The sequence below is a fragment of the Natrialbaceae archaeon AArc-T1-2 genome (assembly GCF_030273315.1).
Classification (GTDB): domain Archaea; phylum Halobacteriota; class Halobacteria; order Halobacteriales; family Natrialbaceae; genus Tc-Br11-E2g1.
Window position 1 is genome coordinate 2,390,314 of sequence record NZ_CP127174.1, and the last position, 12,920, is coordinate 2,403,233.

The following is a 12,920-nucleotide window of genomic DNA, read 5'->3' on the forward strand; positions in this document are numbered from 1 at the left end:
GATGACTGGCTCCCGTGTCTATCCCGACGAGCCCGCCGGCCCGTTCCCGTCGCCGCCCTCGGAGTTCGAGGACGGCGAAGGTCGGACGATCGACGTCCAGGCGCTCGAGGAAGACGACGAGGATCAGATCGACGCCCTCGTCGAGATGTACGACGACTTCGACGCCGCCGACCGCGCCCAGGGGATCCCGCCGTCCGGCGAGAAGCGGATACGGGACTGGCTCGAGCCGATCTTCGCGGGCGGGGTCAACGTCGTCGCCTGGCACGACGAGACTGTCGCCGGACACGCCACGCTCGTCCCCGAGATCGACGACCCCGACACGGCCGACGACTACGGGGCGATCGAGTGGGAACTCGCCATCTTCGTCCACCAGACCTACCAGCGCGCCGGCATCGGTACGAAACTGCTCGAGCATCTGCTGGGACACGCAAGCGACCGGGGGATCGACCGCATCTGGCTCACCGTCGAACGGTGGAACGATCCCGCCATCGCGCTGTACGAGAGAGTCGGCTTCGAGACCTGCAGTACCGAGAGCTTCGAACAGGAGATGGCGATCCGTCTCGAGTGATCAGACAGAGAGCACGGGCTGGCTCGCGTACGCGAGGACGTACTCCGCGGCGCGCTCGAGCACGTCGGGAGAGGCGTCGGTCGTCGACTCGCGAGGGACGACGATGAAGTCGGCGCTGACCGCTTCGGCGGCGTCTAAGACGACGCTGCCGGGATGGCGCGTCTTCCGGGTCGGCGAGAACCCTTGCGCCATCGAGGTGGTCGACGGGACGGCGTGGTCGGCGCTGACGGCCTCGACGTCTGCGAGAAATTCTCGGGCGTTTTCGGCGACCTGGTCTTCGTCGAGCGCACCTGCGTTCATCCCCTCGACGACGCCACGACCGAGGACGTACAGCGCGTGGACCGACGCGTCGTATCGGTCGGCGACGGCGACGGCGTACTCGACGGCGGTGGCGGACTCTTCGCTTCCGTCGACCGGGGTGAGGACGATGTCGACCGCAAACGACTCGCTCGCGTTCATGCCTGGTGGTGAGTCTGCAGCCGTGAAAAAGACTCGGCCCGTCCTCACCCGGCGGCGTCACTCGGGTACGTCGGCGTCTTCGCTTTCGACGTCGGCGACGTCCTCGTCGACAGGAGGCCGCTCGGGCGGTTCGTCACCGACGTCGTCGTCCGACGGGACGTCTCCGACCTGACCGCTGACGAGGTAGTCCGCGACGTTGCCGACGAGGACGTCGTTATCCCCGCGGTAGGCGTTTTCGGGCTCGAGGAAGCTCGCGTCACCGATCACGAACACGTCGCCGGCGTCGGCCGCGACCGGGTAGGTGCCGGCCTCGCGGCTCGTCGACAGGCGAGTCTCCTCGGTCGTTCGCAACGCGATGGTGTCGGTGTCGGCACCGACGGCGACGGCGCCACGGAGGACGACCTCGTCGACGCCGTCGGTCACCGGCGACGAGTCGTCGGGCACTGCGTAGACGCTCAGGTAGTTGTTGTCGTTCTCCACGAGGTTGTAGAGGTAGCCCTCGTAGGTGTAGATCCCGAGCGAGGAGGTCAACGTCGCGGAGTCGTCGCCCGCCGCGGCGGGCGGTACGAAAAGCCCACCGGGCACAGCACCACTACCGGCGTCGGCCGCCACGACGACGCGTCCGCCCGCCGCGACGAATTCCTCGACGTGCTCGACGTCGTCGGCGGCGACGGCTGGACTCGAGCCGGCGATCACCACGCCGTCGGCGTCCTCGAGTTCGTCCTCGAGTCCGCCGGGAGCCGAGGCGTCGACGAACCGGACATCGTGGCCGTTCGCCGTGAGCGTCCGCGTGAGTGGGCCGACGTCGCGTTCCGAGACGTCGCCGAGCACGAGCACGGTGTTGTCACGCTCGAGGCTGTCCATTTCGATCTCGCCACCGTCGGGCGTGGCCTCGGGGGCGAGTTCGTCGTAGTCGTACTGGGCCGTCTCGAGCGCCGGGGGTTCGGTCGCGTCGTCGGCGACCAGTGTACCCACGGTGGCGAGTCCGACGGTCGCGACGACGACCAGCACGAAGATGCCGACCAGCGTTCCGAGTCGGCTCACGGTTTCTCACCTCCGATCTCGTCGGCAGACGCGTCGGCGACGCCGTCACCGTCGGAGATCTCGATCGCGTCGACGGCCTCGTGTTCGGTCTGGACGTCGCCGACGATGTAGAGGTACTGGTGGGTGTCGACCCCGTCGTAGCCGAACGGGCTCTCCTCGACGACGACGACTGTGTCACCGTCGTCGTCGGCCTCGAGCAGCAACAACCCGTCTGCCGTGCCGACGTCTCGTTCGACGACCTCGTAGCTGTCGAGACCTGCCCGCTGGGCCGCGTCGTGGACGGCGTCTTCGGTCGAGCCGATCTCGTCGGCGAAGCCGTTCTCGACTGCCTCGGTTCCCTGGTAGACCCGTGCGTGGGCGACTTCCTCGCGGTCGAGTTCGATCCTGTCGCCGCGTTCTTCCATCACGGAGTTGAGAAACGTTTCCTTGAGCAACTCCTGTTGTTCGCGGTCGTCGTCGGGGTGGGCTGCGCCCTTGTCCGGAGCGCTGTTGCCCGGATTCGGCGCGGTCGGACTCGGGCCGACACCCGCGACGCCGACGCTGCCGACGGTCGAGGTCGGCAACACGTAGATCTCCTCCGCAGGCAACATCGCGTAGTACCCGCCCGACGCGCCCATGCCGTGGACGCTCGCGACGAGCGGTTTCTCCTCGCCGGTGCGTTTTGCCGACGTGTAGATCTGTTCGCTGCCGGCGGGTGTGCCGCCGGGGCTGTCGACCTGCAAGACGACCGCGTCGATCGATTCGTTCTGTCGTACCTCCCTGAGCTCGTCCTCGACGTCCTCGGCCATGCCGGAGTGGATCGATCCCTCGACCGAGACCACGGCGACGGTCCCGTCCGGGCCACCGACCCGATCGGCGGCGTGTGGTGCAGTCCACAATCCGACAGCGAGAGCGACGAGCACGACGGCGGCGATCTGCTGTCGCCGCGTCAACCCAACGTTGCTAAGAGCGGTTACCATCTGCACGTTGCTCGAGGGAGCAGAAACTGATAATGTTTTGTGACCTTTTTCTCGACACGAATGTACGCTCCGACAACGAAACCGATATATGGCTGTGGCTGCCGGCTCGATCAGCCCTCGAGTCGCCACGTGTGCAGCCGGTAGGCACCTCGCGTGACGCCCTCGTCGTGGTACTCGACCGGTTCCTCGATCACGGCGAGACGGTCGCCCGAAAGCGAGACGGCCGTCGAGATTCCCTCGATCGAACGGGTCTCGAGCGGTCCCGTCCCGGCCTCGAGCAGGTGGACGGCGTGGGTGTCGGCGTCGCGCTCGCGGAAGTTCTGTGCCGAGGGGACGGCGACGAGGCCGTCATCGGCCGAGAGACAGCGGGCGAACCCGCGGACGTCGTGACTCCAGATCGTTTCCCCGCTCTCGAGGTCGACCGCGACGGCCGTGTGCTCGTTCGGGTGGCGGCCGTCGGGGTCTCTCGTCTCCGCGGCGTAGGTGTTGCCAGTGACGAAAATCGCCGTCCCGTCGACGACGGCGACGTGGTTCGGGTAGGCATACAGCGTCTCGTCGTCGGTCTCGCACTCGCTCGCCAGGTCGACGCACCACGCCTCCGCGCCGTCGTCTTCGAGGAGGTAACCGTGTTTGTCGCCGTGGCTGGCGACAGCGATCCTCTCGTCGGTGATAGCCACGTCGCCGACGCGGCGCTCACCCGGCGTGCCGGGATCCCAGGTCGTCAGCTCCGTGCCGGTCTCGGTCTCGAGGACGACCAGTCCGTGATCGTGGTCGTGGTTGGCCGGACAGCGGTTGTACGCGACGGCGACCCGGCCGTCGGCGACGTCGGCGGCGATGGGCGACGCCCGCGCGTCGTAGCTCCACTGGAGCTCGCCCGCCCGATCGAAGCCGTAGACGACGCTCGACCAGTGCTGGACGTCGCCGTCGCGTTCGTACCGGCGTGCGACGACGACGATCCGGTCACCAGCGATGGCGACGTCGACGACGTACGGCTGGGCGAAGAACGTCTCCCGTGCGGGCGAGCCGACGTCCTCGGCGGTGAGATACGTCCACTGCTGTTCACCGGTCTCCCGCGAGAGGACCCGGAGCCGTCCCGTCGGCCCGCGCCCCCCGACGACGACCAGCTCGTCGTCGGCCGCAAGCGAGACGGCGTACTCCTCGCCGCCTGCCTCCCAGCGACACTCGCCGTCGGGATCGTAGCTGCGGACCCGGCCGTCCGCCGTGCCGACGACGATCGACCCGTCGTGGACGGTGACGCCGGAGCGGGTCCAGTTGTGGCGACTCGCCGCCGGCTCGAGGTCGCCCAGCGACCACCCGGCCTCGTCCCGGACGACCGCTGGATCGGTGTTCGCGTCGGTCATTCCTCGACCGGGAACGCCTCGTGGAGCGTGTGGTGGGTCTCGCCGAAGTCCTCGAGCAGGCCGTCGGTTCGCTCCCGGAGCCGGCGGATCCGCTGTTCGGCGTCCCGGACCGCGACGACCCGGCCACGGAGGTAGGCCCCGTGTGGGTCGGTCGCGTCGGCCGCGGAGGCCTTCTCTTCGAGGTCGACCAGCGCCGCGTCGAGGTGGCGTTGAATCTCCTCGAGCGTTTCGGCGTCTGCCAGGGCCGCGATCGGGCCCGATTCCTCTAAGGCGTCGCCGATCTCGGCCTCGGCGTGTTGTTTGACGCTCTCGTCGACGCTGCCAGTGACGTTCATCAGTGCGAGTCTCAGTGCTTCGAGTTCTGCGCAAGCCATGGGTGTGTTGTTGTGTTGGTCTGTCGTGGTCCTACAGCGTCTGCTGGACCAGGTCGGAAACGATGCGGTCCCGTTCGAAGTGGGACGAAACGATGCGTTCGGTGTCCTCGGGGGTGACCCCGCCGTACCAGATCCCGTCGGGGTAGACGGCGACCATCGGGCCCTCGCCACACTGGCCGAGACAGGAGCTACGGGTGATGTGGACGTCACACGCCTCGGCGTCGCGGGCCTCCTGGCGGAGTCGCTCGAGGACTGTCGTCGCGCCGCTTCCCGCACAGGTCTGGTTCGTACAGACCGCGACGTGGTTTTCGGGGGCGTCGTGGACGTGTGGGTCGTCGCCGACGTCCTCGCGGTCTGCGTGTTCGGCCTGGTGGACGAGCGAGCGCAGCATTGCCCGGGCACCACCCTGGTCGTCCTCGTAGCCGTCGAGTTCGACCTTGTACTTGCAGGTGTCACAGGACATCTCGACGCCGCCGGTGCGGGCCTCACGGAAGCGATCCGCCAGCACTTTCACGATGCGTTCGTCCGTCCCGAGCGGTTCGCCGGCCCCTGCGGCCACGTAGGGATACTCCGCGTCGAACTCGTCCGTGCGGTCCCGGATCCGTCCCGTCAGGACGCCGTCGCCCAGCATGTACGGTAAGACGACCACCGCGTCGGGTCGTCCCTTCGCGACGGTGTGTAAGGCGTCCTCGAGTCGGGGTTCGGTCACCCCGATGAAGGCCGTCTCCACCCGCGTAAACGCCCGCCCCTCGTAGAGCAGCCGCGAGAGCTTGTGGGCGTCGGCGTTGGCGTCCGGATCGCTCGAGCCCCGGGCACAGACGACGACCGCGACGTCGTCGTCCTCGCGGTCGACGCCGAGCTCGTCCTCCACCGCTCGAGCGCGTTCGTCGAGCAGTTCGACGAGTGCGGGGTGGACTCCGAGATGGGAGCCACAGTGAAGCGACAGGTCGTCGTACTGTGCTCGCGCGGTCTGGACGGCCAGGGGCACGTCGTTTTTGACGTGGCTCGCCCCGAACAGCGACAGCGGGACGACCGAGAGGTGCTCACACGTCGGCGCGAGCTCTTCGATCGCCTCGGGGATAGCGGGCTCTGCGAGCTCGAGGTAGGCGACGTCTGCCGGCACGCCGACGCGCTCTTCGAGCATCGCCGCCAGCTTGCGGACCTGTTCGTTCGACTTCTCCCGCCGGGAGCCGTGGCCGACGACGAGGACGGCGTCGTCCGCGAGCACGTCGTCTGCAAGCTCCGGGCCGTCGACACTCATACGTTCTCGGCCTGTTCGAGACTGCGCTCGAGTTTCCGTTTCCGGCTCGGTGCGTACAGCCCCGTCTCCTCGCAGGTCTCGTAACACCACTCCCCGAAGGCGGGGGCGGCATCGTCTGCGAGGCCGAACCAGTAGCCGCCCGAGGAGGTCTCGCTTATTTCGCCCGTGGGGGCCTCGACGGGACAGGACGCGAGCAGGTCGTCGATCGCCTCGAGCAGTTCCCGGTCGTCGGCGACGAACGAGATGCCGACCGTCCCGCTCGAGGACTTGAAACAGACCGTCCCACAGCCCTCGAGCAGGCCCCGGAGGAGTTCCCGCTTGTGGGCCGAAAAGGCGCTAAAGCGGTAGTTCCCGCGGCCGTCGACCGGGAGACCGAGCGGGCCGCTCTGGCCGTAGAGTTCCGAGCCGTCGATCGCGACGGTGTACTCCTCGTCGGTCCGGGTGATCGAGGTGTCGTGGGCGTACTCGCGGGTCGTCGTCTCCCGTTCGGGGTCGGCCGCCGCACCGCCGGCGATCGCCGCGAGCACTTCCGCCGAGGGCTCGTCGTTCGCGACGACCTCGAGGCCATCCGCCGTGACCTCGCCGCTGCCGGCGACGTGGCCCCAGAGGTAGGCAGTCGCCGGGTGGCCGGCGAGGAGATCGGCGGGACGCTCGATCTCGAGAGTCCCGTCGGTCATTGCCCCACCTCCCGAACCTCGATCGCGTCCACCGGACAGGCCTGGGCGGCCTGTTTGGTGTCCTCGATCCGGTCGTCGTCGAAGGTGGCGACGATCCGACCATCCTCGACGGTGACAGTCTCCTCGCCCGTCGCGTCGTAGACCGGGTCGGCGTCGGGGTCGATCGTCGCCAGGCCGTCGTCGTCCTCGATAAAGCGCGGGTCCCGGGTCAGGCAGGCGAAGATGCCGTCACAGGCGTCCTTCTCGAGGGTGACTTCGTATTTGGGCATGGTGTGGTGTGCTCGTATCGGGACGTCAGTAGTCGTACTTCGTCTCGTAGCCACGCGGGGTGACCATCCGGTCGTCCCAGACGTAGGTCTCCTCGTTGCCGACGACGATGGTGGTCGTCATGTCGATGATCTCGCTTTCGCCGAGCTCTTCGAGTTCGCCGAGTTCGGTGATCATCACCTGCTCGTCCTCGCGGCCGGCAGCGTGGACGATGCCGACGGGCGTGTCGGGATCACGATGCGTGAGAAGAATCTCACAGCACTTCTGGAAGTTGTCGCGGCGCTTGCGGCTCCAGGGGTTGTAGATCGTGATCGTGAAACTCTCCTTGGCCGCGGCGTGGAGCCGGGACTCGATCTCGGGCATCGGCACGAGGTGATCGGACAGCGAGATCGAGACGGTGTCGTTCACGAGGGGAGCACCCAGGCGGGCCCCACAGGACTGTGCGGCGGGGACACCCGGCACGACCTCGAAGTCGACCATCGAGGCCGTCGCGCCCTTCGACTCTATGATCTCGAGTGCGAGTCCCGCCAGCGCGTAGACGTTCGGGTCGCCGCTGCCGACGATCGCCACGTCGTTGCCCGCGAGCGTGCGGTCGACCGACTCCTCGGTTCGCGACACTTCGCCACACATCGGCGTGTCGTAGATCTCCTCGGCCTGCTCGGTGATCTCGTCGGGGATCAGTTCGATGTAGGTCGTGTAGCCGACGATGTGATCGGCCTCGAGCAGGGCCTCTCTCGCCCGCTGGGTCATCCCCTCGGGATGGCCGGGGCCGAGGCCGACGGCCATCAGTTGGCCGGGGTCGGCGTCGAAGTCCTCGACGGTCGCGCCGACTTCTTTCTCGGTCGAATCGTCGTCGCTCGAGGCCCCACAGGAGGATGTCGAGTCGCTGGAACTCGAACTCGAGCCCCCGCATTTGGATTCCGAGGACGTCGAGTCGCTGCTCGAGGCCCCGCATTTCGAGCCGGAATCGCTCGCAGTCTCGGCCTCGGTGTCGGTGCTCGCGCCACAGTTGGAAGTCGATTCGTCAGCGTCGGTGGATTCGGGGTCGGTATCGGTGCTCATGGTCAGAAGTCGTCGACGTCACGCCCGCCACGCGGGGTGACGAGGTACGTTCGATCGTCGTTGCTCCAGGTGTCGGTCTCGTGGTTGCCGATGATGAGCGAGGTGCCCATCCCCGAGACCTTCTCGTCGTGGTTCACAGCGTCGCCAAGCGTCGTGACGAAGTGGCCCTCGCCGTTTCGCCCGGCGTCCTCTCGGCCGGCGTCGTTGACGATGGCCACGTAGGCGTCGTCGGTCCGTTCCTCGCGGACGATCTCGACGGCCTTCTCGTAGTTGCGCCAGCAGTTGTAGAGGACGATCACGAAGTCGCTGATTGCCGCGGCACGCAGTTTCTCCTCGATCTCGTCCCAGCCACGCCACTTGTCGGACAGCGAGACGGTACAGAAGTCGTTACACAGGGGTGCACCGACCATCGCCGACCCGCCGAGTGCGGCGGTCACGCCGGGAACGATCTCGATGGGGATGTCCGTCGCTTCCTCCTCGTCGGCCATCAGGAAGAGGAGGTCGGACTTGCCGTAGACCGAGGGGTCGCCGCCGGAGACGTGGGCGACGTCTTCGCCCGCGCGAACGCGCTCGAAGGCCTCCTTCGCCAGCTCGATCTGGCGTCCCATCGACGAGCGGACGATCTGCTGTTCGTGACCCTCGTTTCGAGTCACGAACCCGTCCTCGTCGACCGCCTCCTCGGGTGGCAGCGTGCCGTCCTCGCGCAGGAACTCCTGGTAGAGATTCGAGACGATCACGCAGTCGGCCGTCTCGATAACGTCTTTCGCGCGCTTGGTCATGTGATCGGGCAGGCCGGGGCCGATGCCGACGACGTAGAGGGTGCCGTACTCCTCCGGTGTCCCCGTCGCGTCGGCGCTATCGGCCGTCTCGTCGACCTGTCCAGCGTCGTCAGCGCCGCTCATCGGCCGATCGCCACCGTTACCTCGTCCTCGTAGCCGATCTTCTCGAGGACGAGTTCGTTCTCACGGCCGCCGGCGATCGCCGAGGCCTCCGAGACGCCCGGCCAGCCGATCAGCTCCTTGGACTTCGAGGGGGTCGGCCCCTCGTGCTCGAGCAGGGTCTCCTTCTCGAAGGCGACGACGCCCAGCCCGAGTTCCTCGGCCGCGGCGAGCAGCCCCTCCTCGTCTTCCTTCCGGGTCGCCGTCGCGACGAACTCGACGTCTGCTCTGTCGTAGTCGGTCTGCTCGAGGGCCGTTTCCCAGGCTGCGAGGAACGTCTCCTTGTCCGCCCCGGAGACGCTGCCGGTGCCGATGACGACGCCGTCCTCGGAGTTGCGCTTGAGGACAGTCACGTCGTCGCCGACCAGCACCGCCTTCGGGCCGTCGAGGCGGGCCACGGGGCCGAGTTCGTCGTCGAGCACGGCGAGGTTCGTCGCCACGGTCGAATCGCCGTTGACGACGTGGAGATCCATCGCCTTCGCACGGGCTTCGACGCCCTGCTTGCCCGCCGCCTCGCTCGCGGTGGTCATCGCCGGGATCGCGCCCATCGTCGCCAGGTCCTGTGCGACCTGGTTTGCGCCGTGGTGGCCACCCGTGATCGGGATCGCCCAGGTCAGTTCCTCGTCGACCACGACGATCGCCGGATCGTCCCACTTGTCCTCGAGCAGGTGGGCGGTTTTTCTCATTGCGATACCGCTTGCCATCAACCCGACGAAACAGTCGTACTCGCCCCAGTACTCCTCGAAGACGTCGCCGTGGTACTCGAGGATGTCCACCGAGTCGTAGCGAGCGCCGATGCCCTCGACGATCTCCTCGGCGGTGTCCATCTTGCGCTCGAAGGCGATGATGGCGATCTCCTCCGCGACTTCGCCGTCCGAGTCGGGCGTCTTGCAGTGTCCACTGTCGTCGGAATCGTTGCTGTCAGTACTCATCGTTCATGTCGAATAGCCGATCGTTCCATGGTTGGATCGCAATCCCGTCCAGTCACTCGAGTCGGCCGACCGACCAGTCGCCCCGGGCGGGAATGAAAGGGGCCGGCTCGAGCGAGTCGGGCACGTTCACCCTGTTGTTGACTCCGTATTGCACTACCACTCATCTCAGTCCGAACACCCATCGTCTGTCTCTTCACTATCGTTCGACCCACGATTTGCCCAGTCGCCGTAGAGGTACGAGCGCTCGTAGCCCGCGCCGGTGACGGCCTCGCCGATCAGGACCAGCGCGGAGGCCCGGTAGCCTGCCTCCGCTACCTCGTCAGCGATCGTCCCGATCGTCCCCGTGATGACGTCCTCGTCGGGCCAGGAGGCGTGATAGACCACCGCCACCGGAATGTCCGGGTCATGACCGTCCTCGAGCAACCGCTCCATCGTCTCCCGCACCGCGTGGGTACCCAGGTAGATGCAGGTCGTCACGTCGCCCATCTCGACGAAGTCGCTGATGTGATCCTCCTCCTCGCTCAAGGTCTTGCCCTGCGGGCGGGTGAACGCCACGTGGTTCGCGACCTCGTTCAAGGTCAGCTGGGTGCCAAGCGTTGCACTCGCCGCAAACGAGGAGGTCACGCCGGGGACGAAATAGGTCGGCACGTCCTCGGCCTCCAAGGCGTCCATCTGCTCGAGTGCGGCCCCGTAGATGGCGGGGTCGCCGCTGTGGAGGCGAACGACAGTTCGGCCCTCGTGATACGCCTCTGCCATCAGCGGGATCAGTTCCTCTAAGTCCTTGCCGACGGAGTTGACCAGCTCGGCGTGGTCACAGTACTCCTCGAGCAGTTCGCTGTTGACAAGCGAGCCGGCATGCACCACGAGGTCGGCCTCGGCGAGCAGTTCCCGGCCGGTAACGGTCAGCAGGCCCGGGTCGCCGGGGCCGGCCCCGACGAAGGGTACGCCCTCGCGAACGTCGCCGGCGGTGTAGTTCGCGTCGCTCATGCCGACCCCTCCGCTTCGGCGTCGGTGTCAGCGTCCGCCTCCTCGTCGACGTCGAACGCCGCCGTCGCCAGATCGCGCTCGAGACCCTCCCGTTCGGCGTAGGCGAGCGTGTAGTAATCCCGTTCGTCGATCTCGCCCGGATCGTCGGTGACGATCGTCTCGCCCTGTTCCATGAACAGTCGCCGGCCGAAGCGAACCTCGTAGCCCGCCTCGGTCAGCTTTTCGTACGTGGTCGGCGCGTCGGTGACCTTGAACAGGATCATCCGGTCGGGACCGGTGGGAGCCGCGCCGTTTGCGGCCTCCCGGAGCGCCAGGCCCGTGCCGGACTCGATCTCGACGCCGAGCGCCGTCGCAAAGGCCGTCATCGCGCTCACGCCGGGGACGACCTCGAGGTCCACCTCCGGGTGGAAGGTATCGAGGGTCCGCCGGAGGTGGCCAAACGTCGAGTAGACGTTGGGGTCGCCGAGGGTGACGAAGGCCACGTCCGTCTCGCGGGCTTGCGTCGCGACCTCCTCGGCGGCCTCCTTCCAGGCACTCCGGAGTTCCTCGGGGTCCCGGGTCATCGGGAAATCGAGGTCGCCGATCTTCGACTCCTCGACGTGTTCGAGTGCGACCGATCGGGAGAGGCGGCCGGGGGAGTAGACGATCTCGGCGTCCTCGAGGACGCGTTTGCCCTTGACCGTCACAAGCTCTGCATCGCCGGGGCCGAGGCCGACGCCGTAGACGGTCACGCCAACCCCTCCGCGTCGCGACGGCCGACGATCATGTACACCGGGTTCTGTGAATCGAAGCTCGTCGCGCCGACGAGTTCGTAGCCGTGGCTGACCTGGAACTGGACGACCTCGTCCAGGATTTCGCGCTCGCGGAAGGCCTCGACGGCCCGGCCCGCGACCTCCAGACGAGCGACGTTCATCACGATCCGGTCGACGTCGGTCTCGACGGCGTGGTCCAGCACGGCCTCGAAGTTGCGGCTCCCGCCGACGAACAGAGCGTCTGCGTCCTCGGGGAGTCCGTCGGGGGCTTCGGCTTCACGGACCGTCACGTCCGCGTCGACCTCGTTTGCCGCGAGGTTCTTCTCCGTGACCTCGAGGCGCTCGGGCTTGCGCTCGATTGCCGTCACCCGCCCGGCTCGACGGGCCGCCTCGATCGTCACCGCACCGGTACAGGAGCCGACGTCGACGACGTGATCGGACGGTCCCAAATCGAGCTTTGCGAGTGTCACCGCCCGGACCTCCGGCTTCGTCGGTCCGGCCTTCGCGTCGTGTGGCAGGGCTACCTGGGCCATCATCCGAACCCTTTCGCCGATCCGTAAAAACAATTTTGTTTGTGCTATCGAAACCAGGATTTCACACCCTGGATTGTGCTACCCCAACCGACGTTTCACTCTGTCACTCCTCGTCGTCGGTGTTTCCCACGTCGTTTACGAGGTCCCACGCCCGCGCTCGAGCATCCGCCTCGCGACCGTCCTCGAGTCGCTGCCAGACCTCCTCGTCCTCGAGCACGCGCCACAGCGCCTCCCGGCGTTCCGGGACGGACAGTTCGTCGTCGTCCTGGAGTTCCTCGCGTAGCTCCGCCTGGAGCGAGACCATCGGGTCGACGCGCTCGAGCAAGGGCTCGATCTCCTGTCGGAGGTACTTCGAGATGGCAGGGCTCGCGCCGTCGGTGGAGATGGCGACCGTCACCCGGTCGGACTCGGCGCGACTCGGTGTGACGACGTCGCCGCGGCGATCGACGCGGTTGACGAGCGCGCCGGCCTCGCGGGCGGCCGTCGCGACCGCGTCGTTGAGGTCCCCGTCGTCGGTCGCGGGGACGACGAGGAAGGTGTCGTCGACGACGACCGGAGCGTCGGCGGGCTCGAGTTCACGGCGGACGCACTCGCAGTCGACCGTCTCGAAGCCGTCGGCGAACGCCGGAGCGAACACGGTCACGTCGGCCTCGGTCGCGAAGGTCCGTGCCTTTCGCAGGGCGACGGGACCGCCGCCGACGACGACCACCGACCGACCCTCGAAGTCGTGAAAGAGCGGGAGCATG

The 12,920-nt window shown here is 67.3% G+C and carries 16 protein-coding genes; 1 reads left to right on the forward strand and 15 read right to left on the reverse strand.

Annotated elements, in window-relative coordinates; translation table 11 throughout:
• Nucleotide 1: 1 nt before the first annotated feature.
• A complete protein-coding gene (locus tag QQ977_RS12285) occupies nucleotides 2–568 on the forward strand; it encodes a GNAT family N-acetyltransferase (RefSeq protein ID WP_285926065.1) in 567 nt (188 codons plus the stop codon).
• Here QQ977_RS12285 and QQ977_RS12290 read toward each other — a convergent pair whose 3' ends face one another.
• From QQ977_RS12290 to QQ977_RS12360, 15 genes are all read right to left on the reverse strand, one after another.
• Complete coding sequence (locus QQ977_RS12290; RefSeq protein WP_285926066.1) at nucleotides 569–1,027, reverse strand: universal stress protein; 459 nt, start codon at nucleotides 1,025–1,027, stop codon at nucleotides 569–571. It abuts the gene before it with no gap.
• Nucleotides 1,028–1,084: 57 nt separating this feature from the next.
• Complete coding sequence (locus QQ977_RS12295) at nucleotides 1,085–2,071, reverse strand: DUF4350 domain-containing protein (RefSeq protein WP_285926067.1); 987 nt, start codon at nucleotides 2,069–2,071, stop codon at nucleotides 1,085–1,087.
• Nucleotides 2,068–3,030: a S49 family peptidase gene (locus tag QQ977_RS12300; protein WP_285926068.1), complete on the reverse strand. Its 963-nt coding sequence runs from the start codon at nucleotides 3,028–3,030 to the stop codon at nucleotides 2,068–2,070. Before QQ977_RS12300 ends, QQ977_RS12295 begins: the two co-directional genes overlap by 4 nt.
• Nucleotides 3,031–3,140: 110 nt before the next feature.
• On the reverse strand, nucleotides 3,141–4,391 hold the full coding sequence (locus QQ977_RS12305) for a PQQ-binding-like beta-propeller repeat protein (protein ID WP_285926069.1): 1,251 nt from the start codon (nucleotides 4,389–4,391) through the stop codon (nucleotides 3,141–3,143).
• Complete coding sequence (locus QQ977_RS12310; RefSeq protein ID WP_285926070.1) at nucleotides 4,388–4,765, reverse strand: DUF3209 family protein; 378 nt, start codon at nucleotides 4,763–4,765, stop codon at nucleotides 4,388–4,390. The genes QQ977_RS12305 and QQ977_RS12310 overlap by 4 nt, the downstream gene beginning before the upstream one ends.
• Before the next feature lie 31 nt (nucleotides 4,766–4,796).
• Nucleotides 4,797–6,026 carry a CbiX/SirB N-terminal domain-containing protein gene (locus tag QQ977_RS12315; protein ID WP_285926071.1) on the reverse strand — a complete coding sequence of 410 codons (1,230 nt, stop codon included), beginning with the start codon at nucleotides 6,024–6,026 and terminating at the stop codon, nucleotides 4,797–4,799.
• A complete protein-coding gene (locus tag QQ977_RS12320) occupies nucleotides 6,023–6,703 on the reverse strand; it encodes a cobalamin biosynthesis protein (protein ID WP_285926072.1) in 681 nt (226 codons plus the stop codon). The genes QQ977_RS12315 and QQ977_RS12320 overlap by 4 nt, the downstream gene beginning before the upstream one ends.
• On the reverse strand, nucleotides 6,700–6,972 hold the full coding sequence (locus QQ977_RS12325; RefSeq protein ID WP_285926073.1) for a ferredoxin: 273 nt from the start codon (nucleotides 6,970–6,972) through the stop codon (nucleotides 6,700–6,702). Before QQ977_RS12325 ends, QQ977_RS12320 begins: the two co-directional genes overlap by 4 nt.
• Nucleotides 6,973–6,997: 25 nt before the next feature.
• Entirely contained in the window at nucleotides 6,998–8,032 is a 1,035-nt protein-coding gene (gene cobJ, locus QQ977_RS12330) for a precorrin-3B C(17)-methyltransferase (protein WP_285926074.1), read from the reverse strand.
• A 2-nt stretch (nucleotides 8,033–8,034) separates the two neighbouring features.
• Nucleotides 8,035–8,934: a precorrin-3B C(17)-methyltransferase gene (locus tag QQ977_RS12335; RefSeq protein WP_285926075.1), complete on the reverse strand. Its 900-nt coding sequence runs from the start codon at nucleotides 8,932–8,934 to the stop codon at nucleotides 8,035–8,037.
• A complete protein-coding gene (cbiG, locus tag QQ977_RS12340) occupies nucleotides 8,931–9,902 on the reverse strand; it encodes a cobalt-precorrin 5A hydrolase (protein ID WP_285926076.1) in 972 nt (323 codons plus the stop codon). Before cbiG ends, QQ977_RS12335 begins: the two co-directional genes overlap by 4 nt.
• Nucleotides 9,903–10,067: 165 nt before the next feature.
• A complete protein-coding gene (locus tag QQ977_RS12345) occupies nucleotides 10,068–10,889 on the reverse strand; it encodes a cobalt-precorrin-4/precorrin-4 C(11)-methyltransferase (protein ID WP_285926077.1) in 822 nt (273 codons plus the stop codon).
• A complete protein-coding gene (locus QQ977_RS12350) occupies nucleotides 10,886–11,620 on the reverse strand; it encodes a cobalt-factor II C(20)-methyltransferase (RefSeq protein ID WP_285926078.1) in 735 nt (244 codons plus the stop codon). Before QQ977_RS12350 ends, QQ977_RS12345 begins: the two co-directional genes overlap by 4 nt.
• Nucleotides 11,617–12,174, reverse strand: coding sequence for a precorrin-6Y C5,15-methyltransferase (decarboxylating) subunit CbiT (gene cbiT / locus QQ977_RS12355; RefSeq protein ID WP_285928707.1), 558 nt, complete (start codon nucleotides 12,172–12,174; stop codon nucleotides 11,617–11,619). The genes QQ977_RS12350 and cbiT overlap by 4 nt, the downstream gene beginning before the upstream one ends.
• A gap of 103 nt (nucleotides 12,175–12,277) precedes the next feature.
• Nucleotides 12,278–12,919 carry a precorrin-2 dehydrogenase/sirohydrochlorin ferrochelatase family protein gene (locus tag QQ977_RS12360; protein WP_285926079.1) on the reverse strand — a complete coding sequence of 214 codons (642 nt, stop codon included), beginning with the start codon at nucleotides 12,917–12,919 and terminating at the stop codon, nucleotides 12,278–12,280.
• Nucleotide 12,920 lies beyond the last annotated feature (1 nt).

Coding starts and splice junctions, on each gene's coding strand:
- QQ977_RS12285 (WP_285926065.1), top strand. CDS start 2: ATGACTGGCTCCCGTGTCTATCCCGACGAGCCCGCCGGCCCGTTCCCG.
- QQ977_RS12290 (WP_285926066.1), bottom strand. CDS start 1,027: ATGAACGCGAGCGAGTCGTTTGCGGTCGACATCGTCCTCACCCCGGTC.
- QQ977_RS12300 (WP_285926068.1), bottom strand. CDS start 3,030: ATGGTAACCGCTCTTAGCAACGTTGGGTTGACGCGGCGACAGCAGATC.
- QQ977_RS12305 (WP_285926069.1), bottom strand. CDS start 4,391: ATGACCGACGCGAACACCGATCCAGCGGTCGTCCGGGACGAGGCCGGG.
- QQ977_RS12310 (WP_285926070.1), bottom strand. CDS start 4,765: ATGGCTTGCGCAGAACTCGAAGCACTGAGACTCGCACTGATGAACGTC.
- QQ977_RS12315 (WP_285926071.1), bottom strand. CDS start 6,026: ATGAGTGTCGACGGCCCGGAGCTTGCAGACGACGTGCTCGCGGACGAC.
- QQ977_RS12320 (WP_285926072.1), bottom strand. CDS start 6,703: ATGACCGACGGGACTCTCGAGATCGAGCGTCCCGCCGATCTCCTCGCC.
- QQ977_RS12325 (WP_285926073.1), bottom strand. CDS start 6,972: ATGCCCAAATACGAAGTCACCCTCGAGAAGGACGCCTGTGACGGCATC.
- cobJ (WP_285926074.1), bottom strand. CDS start 8,032: ATGAGCACCGATACCGACCCCGAATCCACCGACGCTGACGAATCGACT.
- QQ977_RS12335 (WP_285926075.1), bottom strand. CDS start 8,934: ATGAGCGGCGCTGACGACGCTGGACAGGTCGACGAGACGGCCGATAGC.
- cbiG (WP_285926076.1), bottom strand. CDS start 9,902: ATGAGTACTGACAGCAACGATTCCGACGACAGTGGACACTGCAAGACG.
- QQ977_RS12345 (WP_285926077.1), bottom strand. CDS start 10,889: ATGAGCGACGCGAACTACACCGCCGGCGACGTTCGCGAGGGCGTACCC.
- cbiT (WP_285928707.1), bottom strand. CDS start 12,174: ATGGCCCAGGTAGCCCTGCCACACGACGCGAAGGCCGGACCGACGAAG.
- QQ977_RS12360 (WP_285926079.1), bottom strand. CDS start 12,919: ATGCTCCCGCTCTTTCACGACTTCGAGGGTCGGTCGGTGGTCGTCGTC.